At 63.4% G+C, this 14,483-nt stretch carries 14 protein-coding genes; 4 read left to right on the top strand and 10 right to left on the bottom strand.

The window, feature by feature from the left end:
• Nucleotides 1-16 precede the first annotated feature (16 nt).
• The gene (locus RQ479_RS22515; protein WP_376702683.1) at nucleotides 17-934 is read right to left on the bottom strand and encodes an SMP-30/gluconolactonase/LRE family protein; all 918 of its coding nucleotides are present in this window, start codon (nucleotides 932-934) and stop codon (nucleotides 17-19) included.
• A gap of 256 nt (nucleotides 935-1,190) precedes the next feature.
• On the opposite strand from RQ479_RS22515, the gene RQ479_RS22510 reads away from it, so the two are divergent.
• A complete protein-coding gene (locus tag RQ479_RS22510) occupies nucleotides 1,191-1,358 on the top strand; it encodes a hypothetical protein (protein WP_023721879.1) in 168 nt (55 codons plus the stop codon).
• 33 nt (nucleotides 1,359-1,391) lie between these two features.
• On the opposite strand, the gene RQ479_RS22505 is transcribed toward RQ479_RS22510, so the two are convergent.
• From RQ479_RS22505 to ccmA, 4 genes are all read right to left on the bottom strand, one after another.
• The gene (locus tag RQ479_RS22505; protein ID WP_376702682.1) at nucleotides 1,392-1,967 is read right to left on the bottom strand and encodes a DsbE family thiol:disulfide interchange protein; all 576 of its coding nucleotides are present in this window, start codon (nucleotides 1,965-1,967) and stop codon (nucleotides 1,392-1,394) included.
• Nucleotides 1,964-2,131 carry a heme exporter protein CcmD gene (gene ccmD, locus RQ479_RS22500; protein WP_352913011.1) on the bottom strand — a complete coding sequence of 56 codons (168 nt, stop codon included), beginning with the start codon at nucleotides 2,129-2,131 and terminating at the stop codon, nucleotides 1,964-1,966. The genes RQ479_RS22505 and ccmD overlap by 4 nt, the downstream gene beginning before the upstream one ends.
• Nucleotides 2,132-2,257: 126 nt before the next feature.
• Nucleotides 2,258-2,923 carry a heme exporter protein CcmB gene (gene ccmB / locus RQ479_RS22495; RefSeq protein WP_376702681.1) on the bottom strand — a complete coding sequence of 222 codons (666 nt, stop codon included), beginning with the start codon at nucleotides 2,921-2,923 and terminating at the stop codon, nucleotides 2,258-2,260.
• Nucleotides 2,924-3,152: 229 nt separating this feature from the next.
• Nucleotides 3,153-3,761, bottom strand: coding sequence for a heme ABC exporter ATP-binding protein CcmA (ccmA, locus tag RQ479_RS22490; protein ID WP_376702680.1), 609 nt, complete (start codon nucleotides 3,759-3,761; stop codon nucleotides 3,153-3,155).
• Nucleotides 3,762-4,043: 282 nt separating this feature from the next.
• Between ccmA and acnA the strand changes: the two genes are divergently transcribed.
• Nucleotides 4,044-6,734 carry an aconitate hydratase AcnA gene (acnA, locus tag RQ479_RS22485; protein ID WP_376702679.1) on the top strand — a complete coding sequence of 897 codons (2,691 nt, stop codon included), beginning with the start codon at nucleotides 4,044-4,046 and terminating at the stop codon, nucleotides 6,732-6,734.
• 45 nt (nucleotides 6,735-6,779) lie between these two features.
• On the opposite strand, the gene RQ479_RS22480 is transcribed toward acnA, so the two are convergent.
• Nucleotides 6,780-7,451, bottom strand: coding sequence for a ceramidase domain-containing protein (locus tag RQ479_RS22480; RefSeq protein WP_376702678.1), 672 nt, complete (start codon nucleotides 7,449-7,451; stop codon nucleotides 6,780-6,782).
• Nucleotides 7,452-7,644: 193 nt separating this feature from the next.
• Between RQ479_RS22480 and RQ479_RS22475 the strand changes: the two genes are divergently transcribed.
• Both RQ479_RS22475 and RQ479_RS22470 read left to right on the top strand, forming a co-directional pair.
• Nucleotides 7,645-8,376 (top strand): DUF1223 domain-containing protein, encoded by a 732-nt coding sequence (locus tag RQ479_RS22475; protein WP_376702677.1) that lies wholly within the window; start codon nucleotides 7,645-7,647, stop codon nucleotides 8,374-8,376.
• Nucleotides 8,377-9,027: 651 nt separating this feature from the next.
• Nucleotides 9,028-9,414, top strand: a complete 387-nt coding sequence (locus RQ479_RS22470; protein ID WP_031212724.1) for a DUF2794 domain-containing protein — start codon at nucleotides 9,028-9,030, stop codon at nucleotides 9,412-9,414.
• Between the two features lie 4 nt (nucleotides 9,415-9,418).
• Here RQ479_RS22470 and RQ479_RS22465 read toward each other — a convergent pair whose 3' ends face one another.
• The 4 genes from RQ479_RS22465 to RQ479_RS22450 form a co-directional block, all read right to left on the bottom strand.
• Nucleotides 9,419-9,988 carry a GNAT family N-acetyltransferase gene (locus RQ479_RS22465; RefSeq protein ID WP_376702676.1) on the bottom strand — a complete coding sequence of 190 codons (570 nt, stop codon included), beginning with the start codon at nucleotides 9,986-9,988 and terminating at the stop codon, nucleotides 9,419-9,421.
• Nucleotides 9,989-10,154: 166 nt separating this feature from the next.
• Entirely contained in the window at nucleotides 10,155-10,934 is a 780-nt protein-coding gene (locus RQ479_RS22460; protein WP_352466492.1) for a Bax inhibitor-1/YccA family protein, read from the bottom strand.
• A gap of 218 nt (nucleotides 10,935-11,152) precedes the next feature.
• Nucleotides 11,153-13,702 (bottom strand): ABC transporter permease, encoded by a 2,550-nt coding sequence (locus tag RQ479_RS22455; protein ID WP_376702675.1) that lies wholly within the window; start codon nucleotides 13,700-13,702, stop codon nucleotides 11,153-11,155.
• Nucleotides 13,702-14,412: an ABC transporter ATP-binding protein gene (locus tag RQ479_RS22450; protein WP_376702674.1), complete on the bottom strand. Its 711-nt coding sequence runs from the start codon at nucleotides 14,410-14,412 to the stop codon at nucleotides 13,702-13,704. Before RQ479_RS22450 ends, RQ479_RS22455 begins: the two co-directional genes overlap by 1 nt.
• Nucleotides 14,413-14,483: the final 71 nt, after the last annotated feature.

Below are 14,483 nucleotides of genomic sequence, written 5' to 3'. Positions count from 1 at the left end.
CCTGGGTCTCGTCTGCTCAATAAGTCTTGGCGCCGTTGACCATGAGCCGGACCATATAGAGCGATGTGGTGCCGGCGATGTAGAGGCAGTTCAGCTTGTTGCCGCCGAACACGCAATTGGCGACGACTTCCGGTACCTTGACCTTGCCGATCAGCGTCCCGTCTGGATCGTAGCAATGGACCCCGTCGGCGGCACTGGTCCAGATGCGGCCGTCCGCATCCAGCCTGAAACCGTCGAACAGGCCGGCGGTGCAGTCGGCAAAGACCTTTTCGCCTGAGACCGTCTTGCCGCCCTGGCCGATATTGAACACCCGGATGTGCGCCGGGTTTTGCGCACCATGCGTGCGGCCGGTATCTGCGACATAGAGCTTGCTCTCGTCGAGCGAGAAGGCGAGCCCGTTGGGCCTGACCATGTCGGTGATCACCGCCTCGGTCTCGCCGGTGGCGGGATCGACCCGGTAGACATGGCAGGCGCCGATCTCGCTTTCGGCCTTGTCGCCCTCGTAATCGGTATCGATGCCGTAGCTCGGATCGGTGAACCAGATCGAGCCATCGGACTTGACCACCGCGTCATTGGGCGAGTTCAGCCGCTTGCCGCGCCATTTGTCGGTGATGGTGATGACCGAGCCGTCATGTTCGGTCCGGCTGACGCGGCGGCCGGAATGTTCGCAAGTGACCAGCCGGCCTTGCCGGTCGACGGTGTTGCCGTTGGAATTGCCGGACGGCTGACGGAACACGCTGACGCTGCCGTCGGTCTCGTCGTAACGCAGCATGCGATTGTTCGGGATGTCGGACCAGACCACATAGCGCCCGGCCGCAAACCAGGCCGGTCCTTCCGCCCATCGGCAGCCGGTAAACAGCCTGTCGACCTGTGCATTGCCGTTGAACAGCCGCGAAAAGCGCGGATCGAGGACTTCGTAGAATTCGCTGGCCATGGTTCCTCCCGGTAGCAGTCGCTTGGCGAGGCGCGATCAAGCCAGCCTGCGATCGATATGGCAAGATCGATGATGCGTCGGAAGCATTATGGAATGCGAATGCTGGCCCGGGCGGCAGGTCACAACCGGCTATGCGCCCAGCGCAATGGTGCATTGCAACATCTTATTTTTGCAACGCACCATAACTATGTCATGCTCCGTATCGATCAAGGGAGGAACAACTGGCCGCGAAATGCGGCGCAAAAGGAAACTCGCTATGATCATCGACAGCCTCATGAGCCGCGCTCGCGCCAGCATCGCCAAGCGCCGGCATTACAACCGCCTCGTCGCCGAAATCGACAGCTTCAGCAGCCGCGACCTCGCCGACATGCGCGCCGACCGCTCAGAAATGCTCTACCAGGTCCACAAGCAGATCTACGGCTGAGTCTTCGGTCGACCTATCACGAAACGGGGGCCATCAGCCCGGCGCGGCCAGCGCCTTCTCGATCTCCGGCAACAGCAGCGTCCGCGCCGAGTCCGGCGTCAGCGGCCCTACATGCTTGTAGGCGATCTTGCCGTCCTTGCCGATGACGAAGGTCTCCGGCACGCCGTAGACACCCCAGTCGATCGCCGTGCGCCCGGCTTGGTCGACGCCGATCGCCTGGAACGGATTGCCGAGATCGCCAAGGAACCGACGGGCGTTTTCCGGCTGGTCCTTGTAGTTCAGCGCGGCCATGACGAAGCGTCTGTCCTGCGACAGCGCCAGCAGCACCGGATGCTCTTCGCGGCACGGCGCGCACCAGGACGCAAAGACGTTGACCAGCGTCACCTTGCCGGCGAACTGTCTTGAATCGAGGCCCGGTAAATTGGTGCCCTCGAGCGCCGGCAGGTTGGTCTGCGGCGCCGGCAGGCCGATCAGCGCCGACGGCACTTCCGACACGTCGCGCCCGGACAAGAGCTGCGCCAGGAACAATCCCGCCAGCCCGAGAAAGACCAGCAGCGGCACCAGCACGATCAGGCGGCGGCGCACCGGTGTTTCCGTTTCCGTGCTCATGATTTTGCTGCCTTATCGGAGCGCCTGCGCAAGCCGGACGCCTCCAGCTCGGCGAGCTCTCGCCTGCGGCCGCGCTGGTCGAGCAGGATCCAGCCGATCAGCCCGCCCAGCACCACGGCCGTGATCGCATAGGCGGCGGTGACATAAAGCGCGTGTACGCTCATGCTTTTCGCTCCGCGGCGCTTTCCAACCGGTCCGTCTCGCCTTGTTCCGACATGTCTTCTCTTAACGCCGCGCCATCGGCTCCGCAATTGTTCGCCGCGCCGCAGGCATGAGCCGAAGCCAACACATCAATCCGTTCCGTGCCGCAGCGCCAGCGCCGCCGCCACCGGCCCGAGCACGGCAAGGAACAGGGTCAGCGCGGCAAGAATGAGGAAGGGCTGCAGGAAGGGATCGGGGTCCGCCACCGCGCCATAGCTGGCCGATACGCCGAAGATCAGCACGGGAATGGTCAGCGGCAGCACCAGCACCGAGATCAGCAGTCCGCCGCGCGGCAACGCCACTGCCACCGCTGCACCGGCAGCACCGATGAAGGTGATCGCCGGCGTGCCGACCAGAAGCGTCAGCGCCGTGGCGCCGATGCCGGCCGGCTCCATGTTCATGAACAGGCCGAGCAGGGGAGCGGCGATGACCAGCGGCAGCACGCTTCCCGTCCAATGCGCCAGGCATTTCGTCAGGACGGTCAAGGCCAGCATGTGCCGATCGTTGCCAAGCACCAGAAGATCGAGCGAGCCGTCCTCGCGGTCGGCCTGGAACAGCCGGTCGAGGCCGAGCAGGCAGGCCAGCAAGGCGGCAATCCACAGGATCGCCGGGCCGATGCGGGCCAGCAGCCTCAGGTCGGGACCGACGCCGAAAGGGATGGTCGCGATGACGGCGAGAAAGAAAATCACGCCGGTCAACGCCCCGCCGCCCGCGCGGATACTCAGGCGGATGTCTCGGAGGAAGAGGGACCACATTACGATGCAGTCCCTATGTATGAGTGAAAGCCAAGCAAAGGATGGAGTTCCGTCGCGCCCCCCTCTGTCCTGCCGGACATCTCCCCCACTTGGGGGGAGATGGGCTGTCGCCTCCGCTTTCGCGAATTTTCAACATTGCAAATTGGGCGGCGACGCCGAAGCTGCCAATCTCCCCCCTCGTGGGGGAGATGTCCGGCAGGACAGAGGGGGGCGCCGTAGAGCACCAACATCAAGCGGCCTCGCCCATCACCAGCCCTTGTGCCCGCTCGATCCCCAGCGGCAAGTGCGTGGCCGCAACCACGATCCCCCCACCATCGAGATGCTTCCGCATTAGCCCGCCGAATCTCTCCGCCGAAGCCTTGTCCAGCCCTGCAGTCGGCTCGTCCAGCAGCCACAATGGCCGGTGGCTGACCAGCAGTTTTGCAATCGCCGCGCGCCGGCGCTGCCCGGTCGAGAGATAGCCGAACGGCAGATGGCCGATGCCGCCCAGCCCGACGGTCTCCAGCGCCTCTTCAACACCCCTGGAACCTGCGCCCGAAAAATCGCGCCAGAAGCACAGGTTCTCCTTAACGCTCAGTGCCGTCTTCATCGCGTCGAGGTGGCCAAGATAGTGACAGGCCGAGGCGGCCGACGGAAAGTCTTCGCCACCACCTTCGAACCGCACACGGCCTGCCGCCACCGGCAACAGTCCGGCGATGATCCTGAGCAGCGTCGATTTGCCGGCGCCGTTGGGCCCGGTGACGACCAGCGCCTGGCTTTCCCCCAGCGCGAATTCGATGCCGGAAAATACCGTCTCGCCGCCGCGTTCGCCGCCCAGATTTTCGGCGATCAGCCGCATCCGTTCCCCTTCGCCGAAAGTTCAGGTGCGGCTTCGGTGCGCCGCAGCAAAAATGGCAATTCCGTGTCTAGAACTATTCCAGAAAATTCTCTATATCCGCATCATCCGTGCCAGCGGTCGGCACGGGAACCGAATTTGCGCCGAACCAGCGCGCGTGCCGCCTTGAACGGCCCGGACGCTTGGGAACGGATAGCGGAAATGGCCGTACCCGCACCTTTGCGCGTGATTTGCATGCCCACTGGCGTCCGTTCCCTCCCGGCAACCGACAGTTAGGGATCGCACGTGTCCAAATCACTCGACAGCTTCAATTGCCGCCGCACGCTGACCGCCGGCGGCACCGAGTACATCTACTATGACCTTGTCGAGGCCGAAAAGAACGGCCTCGCCGGCATTGCCCAATTGCCCTATTCGATGAAGGTGCTGCTGGAGAACCTGCTGCGCAACGAGGACGGCCGTTCCGTCACCAAGGGGAGCATCCAGGCGGTCGCCGGCTGGCTGACCGACCGGGGCACCGCCGGCGTTGAGATCGCCTATCGCCCGGCTCGCGTGCTGATGCAGGATTTCACCGGCGTTCCGGCCGTGGTCGACCTTGCCGCCATGCGCGACGCCATGGCCTCGCTCGGCGGCGACCCGCAAAAGATCAATCCGCTGGTGCCGGTCGATCTGGTCATCGACCACTCGGTCATCGTCGATGAGTTCGGCACGCCGATGGCTTTCGCCCGCAATGTCGAGCTTGAGTATGAGCGCAATGAGGAACGCTACAAATTCCTGAAATGGGGCCAGCAGGCCTTCCGCAATTTCCGCGTCGTGCCGCCCGGCACTGGCATCTGCCATCAGGTCAATCTCGAATATCTCGGCCAGGTCGTGTGGACCAACAGCGAAGACGGCGAGACCACCGCCTATCCCGACACCTGCGTCGGCACCGATTCGCATACCACGATGATCAACGGCCTCGGCGTGCTCGGCTGGGGCGTCGGCGGTATCGAGGCGGAGGCCGCGATGCTCGGCCAGCCGGTTTCCATGCTGCTGCCAGAAGTCATCGGCTTCCGGCTCACCGGCAGGCTGAGGGAAGGCGTCACCGCCACCGACCTGGTGCTAACAGTCACCCAGATGCTGCGCAAGAAGGGCGTCGTCGGCAAGTTCGTCGAATTCTTCGGTCCGGGCCTGTCCAATATGACGCTGGCCGACCGCGCCACCATCGGCAACATGGCGCCCGAGTATGGCGCCACCTGCGGCTTTTTCCCCGTCGACAGCGAAACCATCCGCTATCTCACAATGTCCGGTCGCGACGAAGGCCGCATCGCCCTGGTCGAGGCTTATTCGAAGGCGCAAGGGTTGTGGCGCGATGCCGGCTCGGCCGATCCGGTCTTCACCGACCTGCTCGAGCTTGATCTCGGCAGTGTCGTCCCGTCGATGGCCGGTCCGAAGCGGCCGGAAGGCCGGGTCGCACTTGAAGACATTCCGGCCGGCTTCGCCAAGGCCATGGAGACCGAATACAAGAAGGCCGCCGAAATCGACAAGCGCTATGCCGTCGAAGGCACGGACTACGATCTTGGCCATGGCGATGTCGTCATCGCCGCCATCACCTCCTGCACCAACACCTCGAACCCGAGCGTGCTGATCGGCGCCGGGCTGTTGGCGCGCAACGCCAACCGGCTCGGCCTCAAGCAGAAGCCGTGGGTCAAGACCTCCTTGGCGCCGGGCAGCCAGGTCGTCGCCGAATATCTCGAGAAATCCGGCCTGCAGAAGGAGCTCGACCAGATCGGCTTCAACCTGGTCGGCTTCGGCTGCACCACCTGCATCGGCAATTCCGGCCCGCTGCCGGCGCCGATCTCAAAGACCATCAACGATAAGGGCTTGATTGCTGCGGCAGTCTTGTCCGGCAACCGCAATTTCGAAGGCCGCGTCTCGCCCGACGTGCAGGCGAACTATCTCGCCTCGCCGCCGCTAGTCGTCGCCCACGCGCTGGCCGGGACCGTGACCAAGGATTTGACCACCGAGCCGCTCGGCGACGATCGCAACGGCAATCCGGTCTATCTCAAGGACATCTGGCCGAGTTCGGTCGAGATCCAGGAATTCATCGAGAAGAACGTCACGCGCGAATTGTTCGCCCGCAAATATGCCGACGTCTTCAAGGGCGACGAGTACTGGCAGAACGTCAAGGCGCCGGAAGGCCAGACCTATGCCTGGGACGACAATTCGACCTATGTGCAGAACCCGCCCTATTTCGCCGGCATGACGTCAGGCTTCGGCAAGATCGGCGATATCAAGGGCGCGCGTGTGCTCGGCCTGTTCGGCGACAAGATCACAACCGACCACATTTCGCCGGCCGGTTCGATCAAGGCGGCATCGCCGGCCGGCAAGTACCTCACCGACCACGGCGTCGGCGTCGCCGATTTCAACCAATACGGCACGCGCCGGGGCAACCACGAGGTGATGATGCGCGGCACCTTCGCCAATATCCGCATCCGCAACCATATGCTGGGCGAGAACGGCCGCGAGGGCGGCTACACCATCCACTACCCGTCGAAGGAAGAGGAATCGATCTACGACGCCGCCATGCACTACAAGAAGGAGGGCGTGCCGCTGGTCATCTTTGCCGGCGTCGAATATGGCAACGGCTCGTCGCGTGACTGGGCGGCCAAGGGCACCAATTTGCTGGGCGTCCGCGCGGTCATCGCCCAGTCCTTCGAGCGCATCCACCGCTCCAACTTGGTCGGCATGGGCGTCATCCCCTTCGTCTTCGAGGAAGGCACCTCATGGGCCTCGCTCAACCTCAAGGGCGACGAGCTGGTCGAGATCGACGGACTGAGCAACATCAAGCCGCGGCAGAAGATGATTGCCGGGATCACCTATGGCGACGGCAGCGTCAAAGAGGTTCCGATCATCTGCCGCATCGATACGCTGGACGAGCTCGACTACTTCAAGAATGGCGGCATCCTGCAATACGTGCTGCGCGATCTGGCAGCATAGAGGGGAGTAGGGCTGTAAGGGAGTAGGGAACGCTTCCCTATTCCCCTATTCCCCTATTCCCGGCTTTCCAAACCGCGCTGTCGCCGCCAGCAGCACGCCGAGCATCAGCCCGTTGAATATGTGCCACAGGAAATGCGTGCCGAGCGGAAAGCCGCCGCAGACCAGCGGATCGATCATCCTGCAGATGACCGATACGACGAAGATCGCCGAACCCGCCAGATTGTACCAGCCGGCGCGATTGCCGCTGGCCGCCACCCAGGCGCCGAAGAAGGCAAGCGCCAGGAAGGGCGGCAGATAGCCGGTCGTCCCGTTCGACGCCTGGCGCAGCCAGTCCGGCACGGCAAAGGTCACCAGCCCGGCAACCGCGTAAAAGGCGACGAAGATGGCGATCGCCTTGCCCCATTTCATGCCGAGAAAACGTCGCAGGTTGAACAGCGTGTAGGCCAGCGTGAACCCTGCAATGGGCACCACGTCGGCCAGGATCATTGCCCTTGTGGCAAAGGTGTGGAACAGCGACGAGCCGACGCCGATCGCCACCACCCACCAGGCCAACACTTCGGCGAAGGCGCCGGTGCCGCGCTTGCGCACCTGCCAGACACCCCATAGCCCGGCGGCAAAAAAAGCCAGATTGCTCAGCGCATTGAGCGGTTCGGCCCAGAATTCCGGCCCCGTCCGTTCGCAATAGAGGTCGACCGGCGCCAGGAGAGATTGCCACATGCTGATTGCCGCCCGAATCGCTTCCATCGTGAAGTGCAAGTCCACCTATTGCGCCCTTGCCAGCGGTTGCAACGGCAAAATTTCACCGCAACGTGACTTCCCGTTGACTGCCGCTTCTGCCACATATTTCGACAATCAGAACAAAGCCGGCGTCACCGGCGGGATCGGAACGGCCATGTCATCTCGAAGACCAATGCGGCTTGCGGCCCTTGCGCTGGCCCTCTCGGCGTTTGCCGGCAGGGCGCTTGCCGAGCAAGCCGATAAGCCATTAGGCGTCGTCGAGCTCTTCACCAGCCAGGGATGTAATTCCTGTCCGCCGGCCGACGAATTCTTCGCCGAGCTTGCCGCTAAGGAGGACATCGTCGCGCTCGCCTATCATGTCGATTATTGGGATTACCTCGGCTGGCAGGACACGCTGAGCCGCAAGGAAAATACCGAGCGGCAATATGAGTATATGCGCGCCTTCGGCAGCCGTTCCGTCTACACCCCGCAAGCCGTCATAAACGGCCGCAGCCATGTCAACGGCGCCAGCCGCAAGGAAGTCGACGGCACGCTGGCACGCATGGAGAGGGTCGGCGAAGGCATGCGCGTCGGCATCAAGGTCAGCCGGACCAGCGATCGCGTCATGATCGATGCCGGCGCCGCCGTGACCGGCCCCGCCGACGCGCATGTCGTCATCGTCTATTTCAACCCGCCGCAGACGATCAAGATCGGCAAGGGTGAAAACAGCGGCCGCAGCATGACCTACTGGAACGCCGTCTCCAGCATCCAGACCGCCGGCATGTGGCACGGCAAGGCGCAGCGCTACGAACTGCCGATGAGCGAGATCGCCAAGAAGGGCGGCTGCGCCGTGCTGCTGCAGTCAGTCGGCAAGGACGGCATGCCCGGTCCGATCCTGGGTGCAGCCTTTATCCGCAAGCCTTGAACTGAAACGTCGCGCTGCCCCTCATCCGCCTGCCGGCACCTTCTCCCGTATAGTGACGGGGAGAAGGGAACTGGCCGCGGCATCGGCGTTCTTTGTGCAACGCTGGTGATTGGCAAAACCGTGGCCGACTGCGTCTTTCTCCCCGTCGCTATACGGGGAGAAATGCCGGCAGGGCAATGAGGGGCTGCGCAGAGAGACGGTCATAACGCAATTAGGGGCCCTCGTATGGCCGTCTTAACGTGCCCCGCTTTCGGAGGCGATCCCAGCGGCCGGCCAATAAAAAACCGGCGTCAGCTTGCTTCTGACGCCGGTCATTTAGGTTTTGGGATCGTCGCACCCGATCTTTCCAAGGAAAAACCGAGGTTGGTTCGATCCGACGCAGACCCGTGGGCGGGGGGCTTGGGGTTTACGAGCCGGTGCCGGACCGAACCGTCTCAGGCAACGCCGGTAAATTCGTCGGACATTGGGGCATGAGCACGGATAAAAAAAGGCAGGATTGTGGCGAAGCATCACCAATTCCAACAGGCGTTTCGCAAACGTGACTGGACGCTGGAGAAACGGCGCGGCGCTGCCCTTGCCCGACCGGGCCTTGCAATTCGGCAACGAAAGCGCCAACTTTGGTCGGCGTACGATTCATTGCGAGGACCAGGCATGACTGATCGCAGCAGCGGGACGGAGGATGGGGACGCATCCGCAATATTGATCCCGCTGCACGAGGCAAGACGCGAGCGCCTCGACCAGCCGGTGCGGTTCGACCGGCGCGAACTGGACCAGATACTCAGGCTCTACGGCCGTATGGTCGCCGCCAATGAATGGCGCGACTATGCCATCGACCATCTCGCCGACCGCGCCGTTTTTTCCGTCTTCCGCCGCACCAGCGAAGTGCCGCTTTTCCAGATCGTCAAGGATCCGAAGCTGGCGCGCCGGCAAGGCGCGTTCGCCGTCATCGCCGCCGGCGGGCGCATCCTCAAGCGCGGCCAGGAGCTCGGCCGGGTGCTTGGTGTGTTCGACCGAACGCTGAAGTTGGTCGAGGCGTAACCTCTTATTTTTGTTCGCGGAACTTCCGCTCGGGCAGCGATTGCGGATCGGGCGGGATGGACGCCCCGCCATTGATCGGCAACTGCATGAACACCGTGTCCAGCCAGCGTCCGTGCTTATAGCCTGAGCCTTCCAGGCGGCCGGAATGACGAAAGCCGAGCTTCTCGTGCAACCGTACCGAGGCGCTGTCGGGCCGGCCGTCGCCGATCACCGCGATGATCTGGCGAAAACCCGCCGCCTTGGCCGCTTCGATCAGCCCTTGCATCAAGAGCAGCCCGACGCCTTGCCCTTTGGCCTCGGGCGCGACATAGACGGAATCCTCGACGACGAAGCGGTACGCCGGGCGCGGCCGGAACGCCCCGGCATAGGCATAGCCGAGCACGCCGCCGGCCTTTTCCGCAACGAGATAGGGAAAGCCGCCCGCCATCAGGTTGTCGAAGCGCGCGCCCATCTCGGTTCGGCTTGGTGGCTCGAGTTCATAGCTCGCTGTGCCATTCGTCACCGCGTCGGCATAGATTTCCGTGATCCGGTCGAGATCGGCCGACATTGCGGCCCGTAACGTGATGCTGCTCATAATTTATGCAAGTCGTTCATCTGCCTTATATCAAAGCAAAAGCCAGCACAAAACAAAGGGCGGCTGTTGGGCCGCCCTTTCCAAACTCGCTGGTCCAGTCAGACCATGATCCCGAAAAGTGGAAACCGGTTTTCGGAAAAGATCATAGTCAACAAAGAACGCCGTACTAGCGACGGTCGCCCATGAACTGCAGCAGGAACATGAACAGGTTGATGAAGTCGAGATAGAGCCTCAATGCGCCCATAATCGCCTTGCGGCCGGCGACATCAGTCTCGTCACCCTCGAAATACATCTCCTTGATGTTCTGCGTGTCGTAGGCGGTGAGGCCTGCGAAGATCAGCACGCCGATCGCCGAAACGGCGAAAGAAAGCGCCGACGACTGCAGAAAGATGTTGATCACCATCGCGATGATCAGGCCGACCACGCCCATGACCAGGAACGACCCGAACGCCGAGAGATCGCGCTTGGTCGTGTAGCCGTAGAGCGACAGCCCGCCAAAGGCGGCGGCGGTGGCGAAGAAGGTCTGCGAGATACTGGCGGTGGTGTAGACTAGGAAGATCGACGACAGCGACAGGCCGACGAGGCCGGCATAGACCCAGAACGTCGTCTGCGCGGCCGAAACGCTCATCGACTGGACGCGGAACGACAGGAACATCACCGCTGCCAGCGGGGCAAAGATCACCAGCCATTTCAGCGGCGAACCAAAGATCGCGTAGCCGAACGAGGTCAGCATTTCGCCGCTTGGCAACGTCGCGACGGCCGAGGCGGGATCGCTGGTGGTGGCCAGCATGATTGTGCCGACCGCGGCAAGGCCGGTGATGAGGAGGCCAAGCCCCATCAGATTGTAGACTTTGATCATATAGGCGCGCAGGCCCTGGTCGATGGCAGCATCGACGCCGGCGCCGGGCACGGCGCGCGTCTGATAATTGCGAACGGGATCAGCCATGGAAATCCTCATATTGCTTCTGCCCCGTCCGGTGTCAGGTCCTTTGAACCCAGGCGCCGCTGGCGGGGCTCCAGCATGCCTGCGCCGAAATATGATGGTTCTTGGCGTAAAGGACAAGACCGTAACCGGACGTAATGCTCCGTGAAGTGCGGGAGATCCGGTTTTATTGGCCTTCCCGGCCGAAACATTAACGAGATTTAATCGAAACCGGCTCTGGCTCAAAGATTCCGCAGCACCGGCGCCGCCTTGTGGCCCAGCACCCGCCACGTGCCGGCGAGGCCGATACCGACCGTGACCACCAGTGAAAAGCCGATGGTCGCCACCGCCACCTCGGGCATGAAGTGCGATGGCAGCGTCATGATGCGCGCGACGACGAACCATGCCGCCACACCGCCCGCCGCCAGCGCGAACATCGCAGTGGCAAGGCCGATCAGCATGTATTCAAGTGAAAAGGCGGCGATCAGTGTTCTCCTGGTCGCTCCCAGCGTCTTCAGCACCACCGCGTCGTGGATGCGGGCCCGGTTGCCGGCGGCGAGCGCCCCGGCCAGCACCAGCACCGAGGCGATCAGCGCCACGCCGGCCGCTGCCCTGATTGCCGTGCCGAGCTGCGCCACCAGCCGGTTGACGATTTCGAGCGCGTCCTTGACCCTGACCGTCGTCACTGCTGGAAAAGCCCGGGTGACGGCGTTGAGAAGACGCGCATCGTCGGCCGCCGACGCATTCGTCTCGGTCAGCGTCGCCAACCAGCCATGCGGCGCCCCGGCAAATGTGTTGGGCGAGAACACCATGACGAAATTGATGCCCATGGTTTCCCATTCGACCTGGCGGAAATTGGCGATCTTCGCCGTGATGTTGCGGCCGAGCACGTTGACGGTGATGGTGTCGCCGAGCTTCAGCCCGATCTCTTTGCCTTCCTCGGCGGAAAACGAGACCAGCGGCTCGCCGGCATAGTTCTCCGGCCACCAGCTGCCCTCGGTCAGCGTCGCATTCTCCGGCAGCTTTGCGTCATAGGTCAGGCCGCGATCGCCGCGCAGTACCCAGGCGCCTTCGGCCGGAACCTTGACCTTGTCGACGGCGACGCCGTTGAGCGCCATCACCCGGCCGCGCAGCATCGGCACCTTGATCAGCCTCCCTTGTGGTGCCTCTTTGCCGACCAGCGCAGAGAAAGCATCGACGTCGCCGCTCTGGATATCGACGAAGAAGAAGTTCGGCGCCCGTTCCGGCAGGCTGCCCGAGATCTGCCGCCTGAGATTGCCGTCGATCAGCGCCAACGTCACCAGCAGCGTCAGCCCGAGGCCAAGCGACAGAACCACGGATGGCGTCAAGGCGCCTGGCCGATGGATGTTGCCGATGGCGAGCCTGAGCGCGGTCGAGCGCACGCGCGGGCTTTTCTTCGCCGCCCACTGCACCAGCGTGCCGACGACACGCAGCACCAGGAACGACAAGACCGTGGCGCCGACGAAGATCGAGGCAATATGGCGGTCGCCGGAAAACAGGATCGCCAGTACCGCCAGGAGCAGGGCGATACCCAATGCCGCGGCGATATAGAGCGGGCGGGGAAAACCCCGGCCCTCGAAACCCATTTCGCGAAACAGCGCCGTTGCCGGCACGTCGCGGGCGCGGCCGAGCGGCAGCAGGGCGAAAGCCAGCGTCACCAGCAGCCCGAACAGCGCTGCCATGCCGAGGGCGCCGGGATAGAACCCACCTTCCGCCGGTACCGGAATAACCGATTGGAGTGCCGCGCTGGCCGCGAACGGCATCAGCGCGCCAAGCACAAGGCCTAGCGTGATGCCGAGGGCGGCGATCATCAGGATCTGCACCAGGTAGACGGCAAAGACGAACCCTCCCGAAGCCCCCAGGCTCTTGAAGGTGGCGATGACGCCGCGCTTGCCGTCGAGATAGGCACGCACGGCATTGGCCACGCCGACGCCCCCGACCACCAGCGCCGTCAGCCCGACCAGCGTCAGGAATTGCGAAAACCGCTCGATGTTCGAGGACAGCGCCGGCGCTGCGTTGCTGCGCGTGCGGATCGACCAGCCGGCCTGCGGGAACTCTTTTGCCGCCTGCTCCTGGATCGCCTTGATCTGTGTCTCAGTGGTGCCTCCGGGCAGGCGAACCTTATAGGCGTTCTCGACCAGGCTGCCCGGCTGGATCAGGCCGGAAGCGGCAAGCCCGTCGGTCGACACCATCAGCCGCGGCGCAAAGCCGAAGCCATCCGACACCGCATCCGGCTCGTTGACCAGCCTGGCGCGCAGCTCGAAGGTCGCGCTGCCGAGCTTCAGCCGGTCACCGATGCCAAGGTTCAGCCGCTCGAACAAAAGGTCCGGCGCCGCGGCGCCGAAGACTCCGGATTTTTGGTCGAACAGATCCTCTCGCGACAGCACCGGCTCGGTCTCCAGCGCGCCATAGAGCGGATAGGCGCCGTCGACCGCCTTGGCCTCGACCAGCGCTTGGTCGGAGCCGTCCTCTAGCCTGGCCATCGAGCGCATGTTGGCGCTGTGCGAAACGGTGCCTAGCCGGTCGAGGAAGCTGCGTTCGGCTCTGGTAGGATCGCGCTGGTTGAGCTGGAAGCGGAGATCGCCGCCAAGCAGCGTCTGGCCCTGGTCGGCAACACCGGCGGAAATCGCCTGCGCCACCGAATTGACGCCGCCGATTGCCGCGACGCCGAGCGCGATGCAGGCAAGGAAGATCAGGAAGCCGGACAGCCCGCCACGCATTTCTCGCAGCGAAAACCGAAAGGCGAGCCTCAGCGTTTGCGACAGCGGCATCAGGCGGTCACCTTGCCGGCCCTGGTGGCCGGCTCAGGCGCGTCCTCGATCAGCCCCGACCGCATCGACACCTGGCGCGAGCAGCGCGCCGCGAGCACCGGGTCATGCGTGACCAGCACCAGCGTCATGCCGCGTTCGGCCGCCTTGGCAAACAGCAGGTCGGCGACGTGCCGCCCCGTCGCCTGGTCGAGATTGCCGGTCGGCTCGTCGGCGATCAGGATGCGTGGCGACGGCGCCAGCGCCCGGGCGATCGCCACACGCTGCTGCTCGCCGCCAGACAATTCGCCGGGGTAATGGGTGACGCGATCGCTGAGACCGACCGCCGCCAGCTCGCGCGCCGCCACGCCGAATGGATCGACATGACCGGCAAGCTCCAGCGGGACCGCGACGTTTTCCAGCGCCGTCATATTGGGGATGAGATGGAAAGACTGGAACACGATACCGATGTTTCGTCCCCGAAACGATGCGATCTGATCTTCGCTTTTGCCGTTGAGCAGCTCGCCGGCAATTCGTACCGCTCCCGAATCGACCCTTTCAAGCCCAGCCAAAACCATCAGCAATGTCGACTTTCCCGAACCTGAAGGTCCAACGATGCCTGTTGCTTCGCCGCCTGCCACATCGAGACTGACGCCCTTCAGCACATGGACCGAGGATGCGCCTTCGCCGAGCGTCAGCGATACGTCTTTCAGCGAAATGACGGCTTCTTCCAAAATCAAATCGTCCTATATGGGAAAATGAAGGTTAGATGCTCGACAAAGATGGAACCCGCCTTCGCCAAAAA

The sequence above is a fragment of the Mesorhizobium sp. ISC25 genome (assembly GCF_042295465.1).
Taxonomy (GTDB): domain Bacteria; phylum Pseudomonadota; class Alphaproteobacteria; order Rhizobiales; family Rhizobiaceae; genus Mesorhizobium.
Note: the sequence above shows the minus strand (reverse complement) of the source record. Positions and strands in the feature narration are given on the sequence as shown.

What these genes read in the sequence shown, in the direction of transcription:
- RQ479_RS22505 (WP_376702682.1), bottom strand. Translation starts at nt 1,967, where the DNA reads ATGAGCACGGAAACGGAAACACCGGTGCGCCGCCGCCTGATCGTGCTG.
- RQ479_RS22455 (WP_376702675.1), bottom strand. Translation starts at nt 13,702, where the DNA reads ATGCCGCTGTCGCAAACGCTGAGGCTCGCCTTTCGGTTTTCGCTGCGA.
- ccmA (WP_376702680.1), bottom strand. Translation starts at nt 3,761, where the DNA reads ATGCGGCTGATCGCCGAAAATCTGGGCGGCGAACGCGGCGGCGAGACG.
- RQ479_RS22475 (WP_376702677.1), top strand. Translation starts at nt 7,645, where the DNA reads ATGCGGCTTGCGGCCCTTGCGCTGGCCCTCTCGGCGTTTGCCGGCAGG.
- RQ479_RS22480 (WP_376702678.1), bottom strand. Translation starts at nt 7,451, where the DNA reads ATGTGGCAATCTCTCCTGGCGCCGGTCGACCTCTATTGCGAACGGACG.
- ccmB (WP_376702681.1), bottom strand. Translation starts at nt 2,923, where the DNA reads ATGTGGTCCCTCTTCCTCCGAGACATCCGCCTGAGTATCCGCGCGGGC.
- ccmD (WP_352913011.1), bottom strand. Translation starts at nt 2,131, where the DNA reads ATGAGCGTACACGCGCTTTATGTCACCGCCGCCTATGCGATCACGGCC.
- RQ479_RS22515 (WP_376702683.1), bottom strand. Translation starts at nt 934, where the DNA reads ATGGCCAGCGAATTCTACGAAGTCCTCGATCCGCGCTTTTCGCGGCTG.
- RQ479_RS22510 (WP_023721879.1), top strand. Translation starts at nt 1,191, where the DNA reads ATGATCATCGACAGCCTCATGAGCCGCGCTCGCGCCAGCATCGCCAAG.
- RQ479_RS22465 (WP_376702676.1), bottom strand. Translation starts at nt 9,988, where the DNA reads ATGAGCAGCATCACGTTACGGGCCGCAATGTCGGCCGATCTCGACCGG.
- RQ479_RS22470 (WP_031212724.1), top strand. Translation starts at nt 9,028, where the DNA reads ATGACTGATCGCAGCAGCGGGACGGAGGATGGGGACGCATCCGCAATA.
- RQ479_RS22460 (WP_352466492.1), bottom strand. Translation starts at nt 10,934, where the DNA reads ATGGCTGATCCCGTTCGCAATTATCAGACGCGCGCCGTGCCCGGCGCC.